Source organism: Microcystis sp. M049S2 (genome assembly GCF_020245625.1).
In the GTDB taxonomy this organism is placed as follows: Bacteria; Cyanobacteriota; Cyanobacteriia; order Cyanobacteriales; family Microcystaceae; genus Microcystis; species Microcystis ichthyoblabe_A.
This window is the reverse complement of the sequence record NZ_JADBUN010000214.1, coordinates 1-18037: the sequence shown is the minus strand read 5'-3', so window position 1 is coordinate 18037 and position 18037 is coordinate 1. Positions and strand designations below refer to the sequence as shown.

Annotated in this window: 18 protein-coding genes and 1 pseudogene; 12 read left to right on the top strand and 7 right to left on the bottom strand. The window is 43.2% G+C overall.

Features of this window, described 5'->3' with window-relative positions; genetic code table 11:
- Positions 1-5 precede the first annotated feature (5 nt).
- Positions 6-551, bottom strand: coding sequence for a dTDP-4-dehydrorhamnose 3,5-epimerase (gene rfbC, locus IM496_RS17625; protein WP_194014510.1), 546 nt, complete (start codon positions 549-551; stop codon positions 6-8).
- A gap of 133 nt (positions 552-684) precedes the next feature.
- On the opposite strand from rfbC, the gene bioB reads away from it, so the two are divergent.
- Genes bioB through lspA form a run of 3 tightly spaced genes read left to right on the top strand, consistent with a single transcriptional unit; the run spans position 685 to position 2883 of the window.
- Positions 685-1779, top strand: coding sequence for a biotin synthase BioB (gene bioB, locus IM496_RS17620; RefSeq protein ID WP_194014508.1), 1095 nt, complete (start codon positions 685-687; stop codon positions 1777-1779).
- Positions 1751-2401 (top strand): biotin transporter BioY, encoded by a 651-nt coding sequence (locus tag IM496_RS17615; RefSeq protein WP_193956569.1) that lies wholly within the window; start codon positions 1751-1753, stop codon positions 2399-2401. Before bioB ends, IM496_RS17615 begins: the two co-directional genes overlap by 29 nt.
- Before the next feature lie 11 nt (positions 2402-2412).
- Complete coding sequence (gene lspA / locus IM496_RS17610) at positions 2413-2883, top strand: signal peptidase II (RefSeq protein ID WP_287662759.1); 471 nt, start codon at positions 2413-2415, stop codon at positions 2881-2883.
- A gap of 191 nt (positions 2884-3074) precedes the next feature.
- On the opposite strand, the gene IM496_RS17605 is transcribed toward lspA, so the two are convergent.
- Positions 3075-4868 carry a fatty acyl-AMP ligase gene (locus tag IM496_RS17605; protein ID WP_287662744.1) on the bottom strand — a complete coding sequence of 598 codons (1794 nt, stop codon included), beginning with the start codon at positions 4866-4868 and terminating at the stop codon, positions 3075-3077.
- 330 nt (positions 4869-5198) lie between these two features.
- On the opposite strand from IM496_RS17605, the gene IM496_RS17600 reads away from it, so the two are divergent.
- The 7 genes from IM496_RS17600 (at position 5199) to IM496_RS17570 (ending at position 10877) form a co-directional block, all read left to right on the top strand.
- Positions 5199-5942 (top strand): Uma2 family endonuclease, encoded by a 744-nt coding sequence (locus tag IM496_RS17600; protein ID WP_287662743.1) that lies wholly within the window; start codon positions 5199-5201, stop codon positions 5940-5942.
- A gap of 82 nt (positions 5943-6024) precedes the next feature.
- Positions 6025-6558, top strand: a complete 534-nt coding sequence (gene purE, locus IM496_RS17595; protein WP_066029554.1) for a 5-(carboxyamino)imidazole ribonucleotide mutase — start codon at positions 6025-6027, stop codon at positions 6556-6558.
- Positions 6559-6600: 42 nt separating this feature from the next.
- Positions 6601-7401 carry a tetratricopeptide repeat protein gene (locus tag IM496_RS17590; RefSeq protein ID WP_194014501.1) on the top strand — a complete coding sequence of 267 codons (801 nt, stop codon included), beginning with the start codon at positions 6601-6603 and terminating at the stop codon, positions 7399-7401.
- A gap of 468 nt (positions 7402-7869) precedes the next feature.
- Positions 7870-8691 carry a phosphoadenosine phosphosulfate reductase gene (gene cysH, locus IM496_RS17585; RefSeq protein ID WP_016516985.1) on the top strand — a complete coding sequence of 274 codons (822 nt, stop codon included), beginning with the start codon at positions 7870-7872 and terminating at the stop codon, positions 8689-8691.
- A 57-nt stretch (positions 8692-8748) separates the two neighbouring features.
- Positions 8749-9615 carry an alpha/beta fold hydrolase gene (locus IM496_RS17580; RefSeq protein ID WP_194017614.1) on the top strand — a complete coding sequence of 289 codons (867 nt, stop codon included), beginning with the start codon at positions 8749-8751 and terminating at the stop codon, positions 9613-9615.
- 99 nt (positions 9616-9714) lie between these two features.
- Entirely contained in the window at positions 9715-9918 is a 204-nt protein-coding gene (locus IM496_RS17575; RefSeq protein ID WP_287662758.1) for a hypothetical protein, read from the top strand.
- 176 nt (positions 9919-10094) lie between these two features.
- Positions 10095-10877, top strand: coding sequence for an acyl carrier protein (locus IM496_RS17570; protein ID WP_287662739.1), 783 nt, complete (start codon positions 10095-10097; stop codon positions 10875-10877).
- Positions 10878-11125: 248 nt separating this feature from the next.
- On the opposite strand, the gene IM496_RS17565 is transcribed toward IM496_RS17570, so the two are convergent.
- A complete protein-coding gene (locus IM496_RS17565; protein ID WP_287662737.1) occupies positions 11126-12997 on the bottom strand; it encodes a GTPase family protein in 1872 nt (623 codons plus the stop codon).
- Between the two features lie 331 nt (positions 12998-13328).
- On the opposite strand from IM496_RS17565, the pseudogene IM496_RS17560 reads away from it, so the two are divergent.
- A pseudogene (locus IM496_RS17560) lies at positions 13329-14150 on the top strand (ISAs1 family transposase); the annotation flags it as partial.
- A gap of 72 nt (positions 14151-14222) precedes the next feature.
- Here IM496_RS17560 and IM496_RS17555 read toward each other — a convergent pair.
- From IM496_RS17555 to IM496_RS17545, 3 genes are all read right to left on the bottom strand, one after another.
- Entirely contained in the window at positions 14223-14708 is a 486-nt protein-coding gene (locus tag IM496_RS17555) for a GNAT family N-acetyltransferase (protein ID WP_194016929.1), read from the bottom strand.
- Between the two features lie 22 nt (positions 14709-14730).
- Positions 14731-15039, bottom strand: coding sequence for a hypothetical protein (locus IM496_RS17550; protein WP_002759516.1), 309 nt, complete (start codon positions 15037-15039; stop codon positions 14731-14733).
- A 119-nt stretch (positions 15040-15158) separates the two neighbouring features.
- Positions 15159-16052: a methylenetetrahydrofolate reductase gene (locus IM496_RS17545; RefSeq protein WP_287662735.1), complete on the bottom strand. Its 894-nt coding sequence runs from the start codon at positions 16050-16052 to the stop codon at positions 15159-15161.
- 225 nt (positions 16053-16277) lie between these two features.
- Here IM496_RS17545 and IM496_RS17540 point away from each other — a divergent pair, with 225 nt between their 5' ends.
- Entirely contained in the window at positions 16278-17003 is a 726-nt protein-coding gene (locus IM496_RS17540; RefSeq protein WP_287662733.1) for a GDSL-type esterase/lipase family protein, read from the top strand.
- Positions 17004-17376: 373 nt separating this feature from the next.
- Here the strand turns inward: IM496_RS17540 and IM496_RS17535 are convergent, their stop codons facing one another.
- Positions 17377-17604 (bottom strand): type II toxin-antitoxin system Phd/YefM family antitoxin, encoded by a 228-nt coding sequence (locus tag IM496_RS17535; RefSeq protein ID WP_287662731.1) that lies wholly within the window; start codon positions 17602-17604, stop codon positions 17377-17379.
- Positions 17605-18037: the final 433 nt, after the last annotated feature.

The following is an 18037-nucleotide window of genomic DNA, read 5'->3' as shown; positions in this document are numbered from 1 at the left end:
CGTCTTTAGGGGAAAACTTCCACGGATTTAAAGGGTTGTCCAGCTTGGTCTTTAGGGGAGAGAATCGGCGGGGTATCTAGGGGCCAGTCAATCCCTAAATCGGCATCATTCCATAAAATAGTTTTTTCGTATTGGGGATAATAATAATTAGTGGTTTTGTAGAGAAATTCTGCTCGTTCAGAGAGGACTAGAAAGCCATGGGCAAAACCTTCGGGAACCCAGAAAATACGTTTATTTTCCGCACTTAAAATACAGCCTACCCATTGCCCAAAAGTGGGGGAACTTTTACGCGCATCCACTGCCACATCAAAAACACTACCGCTCACTACTCGCACCAGTTTACCCTGGGGATTGGGGATTTGATAGTGCAATCCTCGCAGGACATTTTTTAAGGACATAGAGTGATTATCCTGGACAAAAGTGGTATTAACCCCAGTTTTTTCTCGAAAATCTTTCTGATTAAAACTCTCCAAGAAAAAACCTCGATCGTCTCCGTAAACTTGCGGTTCAATGATTAAAACATCAGGAATTTCCGTCGGAATAACTTTCATAAAATCGGAGACAAGATAACTTTTGCGGGTAGTCTAGCACAAAAGGGTATTTTTTTCTAAAGTTTTTTATTAATCTTTCCCCGGTAACTGAATAATGATAAGATGAGCCTAACTTAGTTAGAGCATAAACGACGTGGTACAAGTCTCTACACACACCGCTACTCAATCTATCCCCGTGGAGGGAGAAGCCTTAAAAAACTGGTTACAGACTAGGGCTAATCAGATTATCGCCGGCGATCGACTCAGTAAGCAAGAGGCCCTGGCTTTAACTGCGATCGAAGGTCAGGAAAATATTTTCAGCTTATGTGAGGCTGCTGATCGCATTCGTCAGGCCTGTTGTGGCAATACGGTGGATTTATGTAGCATTATCAACATAAAATCGGGAAGTTGTTCGGAAAATTGCAGTTTTTGTTCCCAATCCGCCCACCATCCCGGTCAAGATTCGCCTATCTACGGTTTAAAAAGTCGCGAGGAAATCGTCAGCCATGCGAAAGCGGCAGCCGAAGCGGGGGCCAAACGCTTCTGTTTAGTTAGTCAAGGTCGGGGATTAAAGTACAATAGCCCCAAATCGCAGGAATTCGAGGAAATACTGGCCACAGTTCAAGAAATCATCGAAACCGCCAATATTAAACCCTGCTGCGCCCTGGGAGAGTTAACCCTCCCCCAAGCCCAGGCCTTAAAAGAAGCCGGAGTTACCCGTTATAATCACAATCTGGAAGCTTCCGAGAATTTTTATCCTAACGTGGTCTCCACCCACAGTTGGCAGGATCGGGTAGAAACGGTAAAAAACCTGAAAGCGGCGGGAATTCAAGCTTGTACGGGGGGAATTATCGGTATGGGGGAAAGTTGGAGCGATCGCATTGATTTAGCTTTTTCTCTGGCGGAATTAGAAGTGGAATCAGTGCCGATTAACCTATTAAACCCCAGAAGTGGCACCCCTTTAGGTCATTTACCCAAACTGGATCCCTTGACTGCCCTAAAAGCGATCGCTATTTTCCGGTTTATCTTACCCCAACAAATCCTCCGTTATGCCGGGGGACGAGAGGCAGTTATGGGAGAATTGCAAAATCTGGGGCTAAAATCGGGAATTAATGCTATGCTGATTGGGCATTATTTGACCACTCTAGGACAACCCCCCCAACAGGATCAGGCGATGTTGGCTGATCTTAGTTTAATAGGAGGAGAAGCCCCCATCCCCGGTGAATACCAACCCCAACAGGCAACCTAAATCACGTCGAGGACGAGAATCTCCGCCGCGGCGCACTTCCGCATCGGTTCCCAATGAGTTAATCTGGGCCTTGATTGGTTTGCTGCTGACAATTTTTAGTACATTCGTTCCAGTGAGCCTAGCTAGTTGGTCGGCTGCGGGTCTATCTTCGCAAAAACTAGGCATAACTTACCAAATTGGCGCAGTATTATTAACGGGCTGTCTGGGGGGCAAAAATGCCGGGCTTCTCGCCCAGGTGGCCTATATTTTTCTCGGTTTAACTTGGTTGCCGGTGTTTGCCCAGGGTGGGGGAATGGGTTATCTGAAAGAACCCAGTTTTGGCTATATTTTAGGCTTTATGCCGGGGGCATGGCTGTGTGGTTGGTTGGCTTTTCGCTGGCGCGCCAAGATAGAAACCCTGGCTTTAAGTGCTTTTGCCGGTTTGTTAGTGATTCATCTGTGCGGTTTATTATATATGCTGGGATTGTCGATTTTTCAGCCCCAAGCCAGTCAAATCACCTTTCCCGATAGTTTGCCCACCCTATTTATGAATTATTCAGTCTGGCCATTTTTAGGGCAGTTAGTAGTAATTTGTGTGGTGGTAATTATTGCCTTTTTCTTCCGTAAATTATTATTTTATTGATGCCACAGCCAATGTTAAAAAAAAATCGCTGGTTTTGGATAGTGGCAGTTATTGGTCTAATTTTAGACCAATTAACTAAGTATATAACCGTGCAGAGTTTTGAGCAAATTGGTGATACTTTCCCGATTATTCCGGGGGTTTTTCATTTTACCTATGTGATTAATACTGGGGCGGCTTTTAGTGCTTTTCGTGGCGGTGTTGGTTGGCTAAAATGGCTATCCTTATTAGTTAGTTTGGGATTAATGGCTTTTGCTTACTTTGGACCGCATTTAAGTCGTTGGGAACAATTAGCCTACGGTTTTATTTTAGCAGGGGCTTTCGGCAATGGTATCGATCGCTTTTTGTTTGGTTATGTGGTGGATTTTCTCGATTTTAGATTGATTAATTTTCCTGTTTTTAATCTGGCTGATGTCTTTATTAACATCGGGATTATTTGCCTCTTAATTTCTACCTTTCCCCACAAGTCGCCTCGTTCTAAGTAGTGCCTTGGCTCTCTTAGGTTTGGTGGGTAAAATGTATTCACCAAATACAGTCCTGCTGGCGAGGGAGTGGAAGGAACCACTCCAGACACAGAGGACACAAAGATTGATCTATCCTATATCGCTTAAACTTATCACACAGAACCCAGAAGAGCCTTTATCCTCGATCGGGTGAGCATTGCCCACCCGAAAAACTATGCTTCTGTTTCAGAAATAGAGCGATCAAATTTACTAACTAACTGAGGATTTTCTGACCAAGCATCGATAACACTCATATTGCCATTGAGAAAATTCTGTTTAATAGCGCGGCGTTGAATTTTGCCACTGGCAGTTTTGAGAATTGTTCCCGATTTAGCCAGAACAATCGCATGGGTCATAATTTCGTGTTCTTCGGCGATTTCCTGACGAATATCAGCAATTAATTTGGCCGTATCTAATTCGCCGCTGCGACGTTCCAATTCCTGGACAATAACTAACTGTTCCTCGCCATTATCTTCAATAGAAAAAGCCGCACCATAATCGGGACGAAAAACCTCATTAAGATGCTGTACTGACCATTCTAAATCTTGGGGATAATGATTACTGCCACGGACAATAATTAAATCCTTAATCCGTCCCGTGATATGTAATTCCCCATCGAGAAGAAAACCTAAATCTCCGGTGCGTAAAAACGGCCCTTCTCCTGTATCAGCAAGATAAGCTTGAAAAGTCTCTTTGGTTGCGTCTTCCCGTTGCCAATATCCAGCGGCCATACTGGGGTCACTGGCCCAAATTTCGCCCACTTCATCGGCTGCACAAAGGGTAAAAGTATCGGGATTAACCATAGCTATACGGGTATCACAGACGCGACGACCACAACTGGGGACGTATCTAACTCCAGTGGTTTGATCGGAACCTACAGGGACAATTTTACCGCGTTCGTAGGCGGTGGCATCCAAAGCGGTGATAATTGGGGTGGTTCCCTTGGGTTTATTGGAAATCAACAGGGTATATTCAGCTAATCCGTAGGCAGGGGCGAAAGTTTGCCAAGAAAAGCCATAATCTGCAAAAGTATCGACAAATTTAGCCATAACTTTTGGGTTAATCGGTTCGGCGGCATTTCCCGCCGCCTGCCAACTGCTCAGGTCTAATTCCGCTAAATCGGCAGCTTTAATCCTGCGAGTACAAAGATCATAGGCGAAGTTGGGGGCCTGACTATGAGTAACTTTGTACTTAGTAATATTTTTTAACCACTGCATCGGACGCTTAATAAAAGCAAAGGGAGACATGAGATAGCAGGGTGTACCGTTGTAGAGGGGGACGGTTATACCCTCGACTAACCCGTAATCGTGAAAATAGGGCATCCAAGTGAGGGTAACGCTATCCGGTTCGTAACCACAAGCTTTTTGCAAGTAACCGCAATGGTGCATCAGGTTAAAATGACTTAGCATCACCCCTTTGGGGATATTAGTCGAACCAGAGGTATATTGCAGATAAGCAAGCGCCGATTTATCCACCTGGGGATCTTGCCATTGGTCTGCCAAGGAAATATCAATGCTTTCGGTAGTAATCCATTTCATTTGGTCGAATTCTGGGAATTCTTCCCTAACGCCTTCAATAAGAGTCAGAATACTTTCGGTAACTAGGGCAAAGGTGGCATTAGCATCCTTGACAATTGCGCGTAAACGGGGCAGAGTGCGCTTAAGTCGTCCCGATTCCGGTGGGGGGACGGGAATGGCAATCACTCCCCCGTAGAGACAACCACAAAAAGCGGCCACTACTTCTAAACTTTGAGGATAGAGTAATAGGGCGCGTTCCCCTTGGGCCTGGTATTTTTGCAAATAGGCGGCGATTGCTCTTGCTTGGCGATCGAGTTCACTGTAGGTTAAAGGTGGGGTTTCTTTTCTACCATCGATAAGAAAAGTGTAGGCATGGCCCTCTGGTTGTGCCGTGGCGCGGTAACGTAAGAGTTCTACTAGGGTTGCAGGTTGAATTAAGGTTTCAGTCATCGTTGTTATCGGGCTTATTGGGGGCCATTGTATAGAAGTTTTAAGATATTTGCCCATGGCGCTAGGATAAAGTGCGAAAGGCGATCGGTCAAGGTATAGGATTAAGTTATTGGTTATAATTAAATTAAAAATGGATTTTAGGTTCGATCCCCCCTGCCCTCCTTGATAAGGTAGGGTTGATTCATGAATCAACCCTACCCTTGATAAGGGGGGTGTCTGATGATTTTTAACGCCTACCTACTTAAGTTATTGGTTAAAATCCCCCCGCCTTATCTCTGCAATTGTGAGAAAAAGCTATAATTAATCAATCCTAAAATACCGGGAAAAGTCATGACAGCCCTAGACATTATCCCAGAAGTTACCTGTCCCCCCACAGATTTATGGAGTGATGAACCACCCTTGGAAAGTGATCTAAACCTGCAACAGATCATCATTCTCCTTAGTTGTCTAGAATTATTATGGCGCGAGAGGAGTGATTACTACGCTTCGGGAAATCTAACCATCTACTACAACGAGGAACAACTAAAAAAGCGCGATTTCTGGGGTCCTGATTTTTTTGTGGTTTTAGATACCGAAAAGCGTCCCCGCAAAAGTTGGGTGGTTTGGAGAGAACAGGGTAAATATCCCGATGTAATTGTCGAGATTCTTTCCGATTCTACGGCCAATATTGACCGCAATAACAAGAAAATTCTCTATCAAAATACCTTTCGCACTCCTAATTATTTTGGGTTCGATCCCAATAGTTTAGAATTGCAAGGATTTAGACTAATTGAGGGACAATATCAAGCCATTTCTCCCAATGAACAGGGTTATCTCTGGAGTGAACAGTTAGGATTATATTTAGGCATATTTGACTGTAAACTGCGTTATTTTACCGCCGATGGTCAATTAGTCCCCACTCCTCAAGAAGCGGAATTAGAGCAAAGACAGGCAAAAGAACAGGCTCTTTTAGAGAAAGAACAGGCTATTTTAGAGAAAGAACAGGCTCTTTTAGAGAAAGAAAGGGAACGACAAGCTAAGGAAAAATTGGCCCAAAAATTGCGAGAATTAGGCATTGATCCCGATACAATTTAGGGGAAATCTGATCAGTCGGGTTTGAAGACAAAATAACAAACCCTGCTATAAGATTAAAAAGCAAAATTATTTTTTAGTAGCTATGGTGACAGCAGCGCCCCTAGTGGGTGTGATTATGGGCAGTGATTCCGACTTACCCACCATGAAAGAAGCGATCGCAGTTTTAGAGGTTTTTCAGATTAGCCACGAAGTCGCCATCGTCTCAGCCCATCGTACCCCAGAAAAAATGTTTGAATACGGCAAAAACGCTCATTTGAGGGGAATAAAAGTGATTATCGCTGGAGCCGGCGGCGCTGCCCATTTACCCGGAATGGTGGCATCTTTAACTCCCTTACCCGTGATTGGGGTTCCCGTAGTCACGCGCACTTTACAAGGGTTAGACTCTCTCTATTCAATTGTACAGATGCCCGCAGGCATTCCCGTGGCCACGGTGGCGATCGGTAATGCCAAAAATGCCGGACTTTTAGCGGTTCAAATTCTCGCCACTGGTAATACTGATCTTTTAGAGCAAGTTATCGCCTATCGTCAATCCCTCACCGATTCCGTCCTCGAAAAACAAAGCAATCTTCAACGACTAGGCTATCAAGACTATCTAGGGCAGAGTTCACCTAAGTAGGGTAGATTGAGAAAAGATTAAGTAACAAATTATGAAGTAATTATGCGTTGGATCACTGCTTGTGTATTGAGTCTATTACTCTTTTTTGCCCTACCCATAGCGGCCTATGCCGATAGCCCGACTATTAGCGAAGAACAGATGAGAGAAGGGGAAGTTATCGCTGAAAAAGCCCTAGAAGCTACAGAAAAAGGTGATTACGCCCAGGCCGAAAACTATTGGACCGAATTAGTCGCCAAATTCCCCACTAATCCTGCCGTCTGGAGTAATCGCGGCAATGCCAGAGTCAGCCTCAATAAATTAGAGGATGCGATCGCTGACTTTAACCAAGCAATCGCCATTACCCCCGATGCCCCCGATCCCTACCTCAATCGTGGCACCGCTTTAGAAGGAGAAGGCAAATATCAAGAAGCGATCGCCGATTATAATAAAGTTTTAGAACTGGCCCCCAATGATGCCTTTGCCTATAACAATCGCGGCAACGCCGAAGGCGGTTTAGGGGACTGGGAAGCCGCCGTCAAAGACTATCGCCAAGCCACTCAACTAGCCCCAAATTTTGCCTGGGCGCAAGCTAATCTGGCGCTGGCCCTGTACGAATTGGGCAGATATCCCGAAGCAGTCCAAAAAATGCGGAATATTGCCCGCAAATACCCCATGTTCCCCGATGTCAGAGCCGCCTTAAGCGCGGTTTTATGGACCCAAGGACAACAGGGAGAAGCGGAAAGCAATTGGGTGGCCGCCGTTGGCATGGATACCCGCTATCAAGACCTCGATTGGGTAAAAAGCGTGCGCCGTTGGCCGCCGAATATGGTTCTAGCCTTAGATAAGTTTCTTAACTTAAAGTAAAAAATTACTAAATATGGTTGGCTGAATAAATCTAAAAACCTTGTTGGCTAAGACTTTTAGACTTTTTGTCAATCAAAAAGTAGCAAATATGGGAGTGATCGGGGGGAAAATTCAGGGACTTTTTCCCTGAAAATTAGGTAATTGACCCCCTCAAAATCGGTAAAACCCTACACCCTACACCCCACACCCCACACCCCACACCCTGTCCCCACGAAAAACTTTTTCAGCAGACCCTAAATAGTAACTTTTCTAGCAGTAGCGGGGCTGAGAGTCCAATTATCCTGAAATCAGCCATTAAGATACAATTGAGGCCTGATAGTTCCATTATCCTCGATCGAATAACCAGGCTCTGGAAAGGAAAAGGAATAGCTAGAACGGGCCAATGGCCCAATGCTATAATCCAATTACAGGGATAGATTGGACTCTATCAGTATCCGCCGCTACTGTACACCTTAAATCTTAGCCAGAATGCCAGATTTACACTTGCTTAATTCTCATCCACAGGCCCTAGAAACCGCCTTCATCGCCACTGCCGACCGGTCTTTTTCCTCCCCTCTATCCCTCGACCTCGCCAGAATTAATCAACGTTTTGACTCCGCTAACGCCGCAGAAATCGTCGCTTGGGCTGCGGCCACCTTTGGGGAAGGTTTGGTGATGAGTACCAGTTTCGGCATTCAGGCGGCGGTGATGTTGCACCTCGTCACCGCAATTATCCCCGATATTCCCATCATTTGGATCGATACCGGCTATCTTCCCCCAGAAACCTATCAATTTGCCGAAGACTTAAGCCAACGCCTCCATTTAAACCTGAAAGTTTATCAATCTCCCCTCAGTCCCGCCCGCATGGAAGCAATCCACGGTAAACTGTGGTCAAATAACGATCTCGACTCCCTTAATCTCTACGACAAAATCCGCAAGGTGGAGCCGATGCAACGGGCCCTGAAGGAATTAAAGGCCACCGCTTGGTTAGCAGGTTTACGTCGCGACCAAACCGACCACCGCAAAACTCTCCAATGGGTCAATCAACAGGGCGAACGTTACAAAATATTACCGATCCTTGACTGGAATGCCAAAACCATCTACGACTATCTGACTAAATACGATCTTCCCTACCATCCCTATTTTGATCTGGGTTATGTCTCCGTCGGCGATTGGCACTCCAGTCGGCCTTTAACCGCCGATGATAGCAACGAACGAGACACCCGTTTCAAGGGTTTAAAACAAGAATGCGGTCTTCATTTGCCCTTAACCCCCGGAGAAGCACAAAGTCTCGACGCAAGCTCCCTATAACTGCCGGGGTGGGAAATTTGCCGGTGCGATCGGTTCCTAGACGTTAGACAATGGTTAATGATTATTAATCCCCCATTAACCATGGCTATTTTAGAAAATTTTCTCGAAGTCGGCTCTCTCAAGTGGTTCTATCGACAGGTTAACCCCGATCAACAACCGGACACAACCCCCGTGATCCTACTCCATGGTTTACCCGCCCATGGCTATATTTGGCGGGAATTATTGACCAGTTTAGAAGAATATAACATTAATGCTATTGCCCCCGATTGGATCGGTTCCGGTTTATCCGCTAAACCCGATGCCAGAGAATTCGCCTACACACCTAGCGCTTTTTGTCAAGCTTTGGCCGATTTTATTCAAGCTCTCCAATTGCCGAAAATCTCCCTCATTGTCCAGGGTTTTTTAGCCTCCGTCGGTTTACAATACGCCCTAGAAAATCCTGATAAAATTGAGCGCTTGATCGTTTTAAATACTCCCCTCTCCAGTGATGTTAAATTACCCTGGATAATGAAACAATGGGGGATACCTTTCCTCGGAGATATGGCGACTCAAGACCCCTTATTAGTCGATCGTACTTTAGAAACTGGTAGCGGTTTTGTGATTAGTGATGCAGATCTGGCTATTTTCCGTCAACCTTATCTAAAAACTTCGGCAGTGGGTCGCGCTTTACTGGCCACGATTCGCAATTTAAACCTATCGAAAACTATGGCAGAAATTGAGACAGGTTTAGAGAACTTTGAAAAACCTATCCTTTTTGTCTGGGGAATGGCCGATCCTTGGTTATCTTCTGTCACTGTCGAAAAATTAGCTACTAAATCAGGAGTGGAATTAATCCCCCTCGCGGAAGCAAAACACTATCCCCAAGAACATTGGTCAAAAGAAATTAGTCCCCGGATTATTAATTTTCTCGGACGCAAAACCTAAACCCCGATACTTTCTGGGAATTGATAGCAAAATCTCCCTAGAAAGTATTGATCAAGTTATCCTTAGTATATCACTGTAGTTCTGCACTGACCACAGCATCTGGAAAGACTAGCTTTAGGAAGGATAAATATAACAAATAATCCCCCAGATATTAATAATTTAACCGATTGGGAGCGAGTTAAATCGATGGGTGATCTAGAAATCGAGGCTAATGCTTTGTCAGATCCCGATGCACTTCCTTTTGATGATGATTGGGAAAACGCGGCGATTATTTCTGCTTACAATAAATTAACATCTCAATAATTGCTGAAGCATTATACCAAATCTGTCCACTCGCCTACCGTTCTACCCTGCCTACTTTTCTATACTTTTTAAACAGGGTTGAGTATTACTTGTGCTTGCATTAGTTTAATAAAAATGCTACACTCAAGCCAGTCTGTCATTGGATGACCTTTAACACAAACAAAATAGTTATAATTATGGATATGAACAATAAAACTTATGAAGATATTTATTCAAGAACTTATTCAAGAATTTATAATATTGTGATAGAAGTATTTGAAGTTTCTGAAATACCTCAGCCAGTTTTAGATTTTGTCATCTTTAAAACTGAGTATAATTATATTCTTGAATTATCAAATGGTGGAGATGAAGATGATGCTCTAAATTTCTTGTATCAAATAGAGCAGGAATTTGACATAGAAATTCCATACGATGAAGTATCTAAAAAAATAGTTACATTTAAAGATCTATTGGAATTTGTTTTTGAACAAAAATATAACCTTGAGATTGCAGAATATCTAAAAATACGAATAAAGACAAAAACTCTAAAATTGTTATTGTTCTTAGAAAGCAAGAAAATAGAAATCAGTAAATTTATAGAAATATTTTCAAGTGACACTTTTTCCAATAATCATCAAAATATCGAAAAACTTATCCTTTCCCTGAGACACAAAAGTTTTGACGTGTCCAGTATAATATCATTTTCGGATATATTTAAAAATGATTTTCTACTATCGAATTTAGAGCAAATATGTCAGATATATTGCTTTATGAATGACCAAAAAATTTCTTACTTTGATGCTATTGATATCATAAAAAGTGGATATCTAGACTCTTGCAAACAACAGATAGACGATCTTTCTGAAAAGATAAGCCTTCAAGAGTCGGAAATAAAAAAACTGAGTCTTCAACTTGAAAAGGCTAATCAGAACCTAGATTTGTTGAGAGGTCAATTCAACCATCTTTTAGATGATATCTAGCATTGTTATAGCGACATAGAAACCCAAAAAGTTATTGATCAAACAAGGTATATTATTCTGCGATAACACACCTAAAAACAAAGATTTGAGTAATTATTTTATTCCCGTACCCATCTAAGCTGCACTGCATTTAAACCGCATACTGAGGAATTTTAGTACAAAGGCTAGAAATCTCAACCCCAGAAACCTCTCCTCCCCACTCTCCTATACTTTTAAAGTGGAATAAAGTTTTAGCTTAATTAATCTGACTACAGGCCTGTTTTTGTCGTTTCTAAATACCCCTGATAACTTGACCGGAACTGTTCGATCGATAAGTCCTTTGTCCAATATTCTACCAGAGCATGACCCCAGGCCCAAGCTTCCCTGTCGGCAGTGCTAGAATTTTCTAATAGTATTGGCCAAAGTGCCAATAAATCAAAACTTTTATTCTCTGGATTCAAGAGAGAATAAAGCTCGTAGGCCATCTGTAATTTACCGATCGCTACTGGTAATTGTTCCACAGGAATTTGTTCAGCTAAAAGATAGGCTAAAGTCGGTCTTCCCGTGGCTAAAGTGGAGATAAAACCTAGAATAGGACTTTTTAATAGGGCCGTTAAACCTTGTCCCGTGGCCATCTGTAAAGTATAGCGATCGATTATTTTCGCCGCTGCCAGAGTTCGAGTTTCTAAATCCGCTAAAAAACGGGCTAAACGCAACTGTTTTGCGGGTGAAATTGCCCCCAGCAAAGCGATTGATAACTCCTCATCCCCCCAAGCTTCTCTATCCGGCTGTTGACTGACCATCGGCAAAATGCGATCGCATAGATCCTCGAATAATTCCGCCCGATACTGCAAGCATTCGCGGATATTGACTTCTTTAGGACTTTCTCCCGTCAGCCAATTATAGGGAGGTTGCCACTCTCGCAGCGGACGCAGGCGATCGACTTGAGAAACACAGACTATAACTGGTAAATTGTCAATAGTTTGTTGCAAATCTTTAAGAAAAGCCTCATCCATGGCTAGAGCGGGATCGAGGGCGGGAGTTACCAGAATCAATAAATCGGCGTTTTTGGCATAATTAAGAACCTTTTGCCGATCATCAGCCCGATTTGCCTGTTCGTAGCCCGGGGTATCCCAGAGGATTAACTCGTCCCCTTCTGGGGTTTGCCAATGGTAGGATTGGATGGCATCGGTACTGGGCAATAGATCCACTTGGGCTAAATCGGCCCGAAAGAGAGTATTGATTAAACTGCTTTTGCCGGCCCCGGTGCGTCCAACCAGCAGAATGTTAACCGGTTGGCGATCGATTTCCGTGATCGGTTCAGCTTGGGCGAGGATTTCCTTGAGAGTAGTGGTGGCGATTTTGGTCTTGGTGGGGAGAGTTGGGGCGAGATTGCCGCCACTGTAGAGTAACACCGCTTGGCGAGAGAGGTTTCTCAGGGCATTTTCCCGCAAAACTTGCCCTAAATTGACTAATAATTGCTGATCCGCTCGATCGCTGTACTTTTGACTGGCAACTTTAGCCACAGCCGCAGCGGGATTGATCACCCATTGCGCCCAATTCCAGACTTGCCAAAGTTTCCGGGCTGAGGGTTGCAATTTTTGATAAACTTCGTAGGCCTGATAGGCTTGGCCGATGGTGATTTGATTCAAGGCCGGGGAAAGATTCTGCATCCAGCGATCGCTATCATCGACGGTTCCCCGAATTAAACCGTAGGCCTGGGGAATGTAAATATTTAATAAGGGGTACTTGACATCGGGGTAATATATCTGAGCGATGGCACTGACCAAATCCTGACAGCGTTGCCAAAAAGTCGCCCAATCTTCCCAAACCGGGCGATCATTGCGGGCCTCGACGATAATCCTCTCGATAATTTCCTCGACATTGCCCCCAGAATCACCGTCAGGAGGGGTTAATTCTGCCTTAATTTCCTCGATGGCGGCTTCAATTTCCCCGACTGCTGGGCGCGTCCATTTGACCAACAGGAAGCGCCAAGCCACAAAAATCAGGGTAAAAACTGCCCAAATCCAGTTTAAACCCCATTGATTGATCTGGACACTGGCGGCCACGATCAGAAAGATGACCACGGCTGCGATCGGAACTGCTAAAATCAACCCTTGCCAAGTTTTTAACCGTAACATTGCTCGATCTGGTTTTTTTCCATTCTACCGATCTCTGATTCTCGGTTAGAGGGCAGTCCTGATGCCAAAGTTGGCACCGCCAAGCATGAAAATATTCTGATTGACGAATTGGCGTTATTTCAGCTTCTATTTTCCAGTCAGTGCCTTTCCTGATATGTAGCCCATACTCAAGGGATTTAGTATTACTTTACACTTGATCACTCAATCCAAGCTTTTGGGGGGTTCTACCCCCCAAACCCCTAGGGCTGTTTCATTCTCCCATCAGAATATCAAAAGTAAAAGCGATCACTGTCTTTGTAAAATGAGAAGTGACCGCCAAAATTTAAAATATATGTTGAGCTTAATAGAAAAAATGAAACAACTCAAGGACTTTCGGAAAGATAAAGGAAAAAGACCCCCTTTATGGATAGTATTAGTAGTAATAATGCTGGGAACAATGTTAGGATACTCAGGTTATAGAGAGCTAGGAGAGTTTGCTAAAAATAACTTGCCCTGAGCCAAGTCGAAGGGTCGGCACAGGCTCAGTCAAGAATTTAACATAATTCCAGAAAGAGTCCCATCCTATTCAACAATTAGAAGGGTAATGATGGGAGTAGAATGGCAGAGTCTGTTAAAAGTGTTCAATGAATGGGCATTAGAAGAATATGGACAAAGAGATGATATAAATTGGCTAGATATAGATGGAAAAAGTCTCAAAAACACCCTAAAGAATCCTAACAATGAACAACAAAATTTTATTATGTTTGTTTCATTGTTTAGTCAAGAAAGTGGCTTAGTACTACACTTAAAAAGAATCGAAAACAAAAAAGGGTCTGAAATCGACGAAGGTCAAGCTATAATTGAAGATTGCACTCTCCAAAATAAAGTTTTTACTGGCGATGCTTTACATTGTCAGAAAAAAACAATCAGCTTAATAGCCAAGAGTAAAAATGATTATGTTATCACCGTTAAAGGAAATCAGAAAAATCTTTATCAGCGAATACAAGACCTAAGTAATTCCTCAAAGGCAGAAAGTTGCTTTCTCGAACAAGATAATAGTCATGGACGAAAAATATCAAGAAAAATAGAAGTTTTTAAAGTGAGTAAAAATGAAAGACAAGGGTTTGAAAATCTGCGCCGAATTAATGAACTACCCCGTCCGCTTGCGGCGGGGTAGTTCATTAACCGGATTTAGGATCAGAATATTTTCATGCTTGACGGTGTAACTTGTTGCATCGGGACTGACTTATTTATCGCTATTACCCAATTGGGTTAAAGCAGTCCCGGTGAGGCGACAAATTTGCCACTCTTTGAAGACCTTAGCCCCCATTTTTCCATAAAAATCGATCGCCAGTTGATTCCACTCTAAGACAGTCCATTCTAAAAGTCCTGCATCCCTAGCGACGGCAATTTTAGCCACAGCCATTAGTAAAGCTTTCCCGATACCTTGACTACGATAATCGGGTAAAACGAAGATATCTTCCAGATAAATCCCCGGTTTAGTTATAAAGGTGGAATAGTTAGCAAAAAATAGGGCAAAACCGACTATTTTACCCTCTACTTCCGCCACCAATGCTTCGATGTAGGGTTTTTCTCCCAATAAATGCTCCCCTAAAGCTTGACTATTTCCTGTCATTAAATGGCTGAGTTCTTGATAGGCCGCTAAGGCAACAATTAAGTCAAAAATAGCCTTGACATCGGTAGCAACGGCAGCACGGATGGAATAATTCATGATTGCTAGTCAAATCTTGATTTTAATGCTGATGATGTTTATGGGGAGATTCAGCAGGGGGAGAATTAAGATTGGAAAAATGGCCGTTATTTAATCCCATCCCAACGCTACCAATACTGAAAAGTCCCATGGAAACAAAACCGGCCGCAATTGTCCCCATGGCCACGGTTCCAATGGAAACTATTCCCATAGGAACAATACCGATGGAAATAACGCCCATGGGAACAATGCCAATAGAAATTATACCAGTGGGAGCAATACCGATCGACAACCATTTTCGCCCGGAATTACCACAACTATTCTCTTTTTCTTGACCTAGATTGGAATCCATGCTTTTAACCCCGAAGATGCTTTGAGCCTTACCATACTAGGTTAGGGGTAGAATTCTTGTCAAAAGACCGCTAGTCAAAATGGAAGTTAATTTTTTATAAAAACTATTGACTTTTCATCTCAGTTATGTATTGGCGGGATACCGGCCACATCGAGAATTTTCGGGACTAAATCCTCCCGTTTAATCGCCATGATGTGGACACCTTGACATAACTGCTGGGCTAATTTTATTTGTTCGGCGGCGATTTTGATACCTTCTTCGAGGGGATGGGCTGCATCGGCGAGTCTTTGAATGATCTGGTCGGGAATTTGCACCCCCGGCACATTTTTATTTAAAAATACGGCATTTTTAGCTGATTTTAACAGAAAAATCCCCGCTAGAACTGGTTTATCGGCGAGGGAGGCCACCTGTTGCATGAACTTATCAAGGCACTCGAAATCCGTAACTAATTGACTTTGAAAAAACTGCGCTCCCGCTTCGATTTTACGCTCAAAACGGCGTTGAAGACCAGACCAACTTTTTGACTGCACATCGACGGCAGCCCCGGCAAAAAGTTCTAGGGATCCATCGGGTAAAGATTTATCGTTAAAGTCAAAACCTTTATTTAATTTATCGATTAATTTTAACAAACGTACCGATTCTAGGTCAAAAACTGCTCTAGCCTGGGGGTGATCTCCTGCTTTGACGGGATCTCCAGTTAAAGCTAGTATATTTCTCAATCCCAAGGCATGAGCGCCCATTAGATCTGCTTGTAATCCGATCACATTGCGATCGCGACAGGCCATTTGACAGATGGGTTCGATGTCGTGTTGATAGAGAATAGCGGAGGCAGCCAGAGAGGACATTCGCACTACGGCGCGACTGCCATCGGTAATATTAGCCGCATGAACACGATTTTTTAGCCAGAGGGCCATTTCTAGCATATGACTGGTATTACCCCCTTTCGGGGGAGTAATCTCGGCTGTAATCAAAAATTCTTGGTCTTGAACCGCGCGTTGTAAACGAGTAGTCATCGAGTTATCTAGGTTTTAACCATAAATTTTATAGTAGATTTAGCCCGGAAATGACTCGGAGGCAAGGAATGATCATCGGGCTGTTTTATACTGGTCGGTGTCAGCACCTGGCTGATATCAGATAAGTTAACTGGCGGGAAAAATTTTCTAATGTAGTATAATACACGGACAGTTTAACCAAATCCGTTTACAAGTGTAAAGGACAACCGATTCGATCGAGCGATCATGCAAACTCTTCCTCCTCCTACTAAAGACAAAGACGCAATCATGACCCATCCCCTCAAAATCGTCGCTTTAGGAGATAGCCTTGTTTATGGCTATGGCGACCCCGTGGGTGGCGGTTGGGCCGAGCGTCTACGTCGTTTGTGGATGGAAAGTGCCGGTCATGCCCTGTATAATTTGGGGATTCGCGGCGATCGAGTGGTACAAGTGTCAGAACGTTTAGAACAGGAATTTCGTCTCAGGGGAGAAATTCGCAATCGTCTCCCCGACCTGATTCTTCTCTCCGTCGGTGTTAATGATACAGCCCGTTTAGGCCGGCCCGATGGTCGCACCTATACCGATCACGATCTTTTTCAAACTCAAATTGAACATTTACTCGGCCGGGCCCGTTCTCTTTGCCCGGTTTTGTTTATAGGTATGATTCCGGTAGATGAGCGTAAAATGCCCTTTTTAGATTGCTTTTACTTCAACCATCGCGATCAGTATAGTTTTAAGGAAACCACTAAACAAGCTTGTCTAGAGCAAAATATTCCCTATCTCGATTTATTTGATCTCTGGATGAACCGGGGTGATCTGTGGTGTCAAGAAAGATTAATGGAAGATGGACTTCATCCCAATGTCCAGGGCTATCAATCAATTTTAGAGGATATTTTAAACTGGTCGCCCCTCACCTCCTTTGTCGGTGTGGATGGTTTTATTCAACCGTTCACAGGAATTGCAGAAAAGTGATCTCCTCTGTTCTCAGTGGTTCTAGGGGTGCTACGGAAACGAGAAGATCCGGTAATATAACTGAACTTACCCCATACATACCTAATACAATGCTGAAAAGGCAATTGCGCTACTCGTTCAAAATGTAGTAAATTGAGGGGCAAAATTTCCCAATCATTGCTCTGAATTTGTGACTCAATAAATTCTCGAAAAGGTGAATCAAAAGTTAATTTTCCCAGACTATATTTGATCGTCATTTTCCCAAAACTACCTTAACTAAGATAAACTAGATTTTCTTTTTCATTAATCATAATTTTATGGTTGTCTCTCCATTGTTTATTATTAGTGACATACCAAAGAAATACATGACTATCTATTAAAACTTTGAGCATAATTATTGATAATCTTCAAAATCAGTTAAAGGGGCATCAAAATCATCGGCTATCCAAAATTTTCCCGCAGCACTTCTCGGTTGAAGCGGTGGTTTCTTGGCTAACTTTACAGGACTTAATTTAACTACAGGTTCATTATTTTCTGTGATGATAATTTCTTCACCTTCAAGTACAGCTTCCAATAACTCATTAAGTTGATTTTTGGCTTGTTTTAATTCAACTGTAGTCATTAGTTTACCTCACTGATTAACAACACAAACATTAGTTTAATCTCAATCAAGAAAAGCGATGGATTAAGTTATATCTAGGGTTTGCTGAATAAATGTGAAATGTAGGCAAGGTAAGAGTTTTGTGGCTTTACGAGCGAAACAGGTGCAAATTTTGAGAGAATCGTCGTTCAAAACCTTGCGTCTTCATCGGCCCGCGTCCTGTAGGGGCGAAGCATTCGGGCAATAACCTATCGGTGAAACCGTAGATTTTCTATCCGAATGCTTCGCCCCTACTTTTTGCCGCAAACCCTAATTAGGGTCTGCTGAATAAATCTAAAAACCTTGTTGGGTAAGACTTTTAGACTTTTTGTCAATCAAAAAGTACCAGGCATGGGAGTGATCAGGGGGAAAATTGAGGTACTTTTTCCCTGAAAATTAGGTAGTTGACCACCTG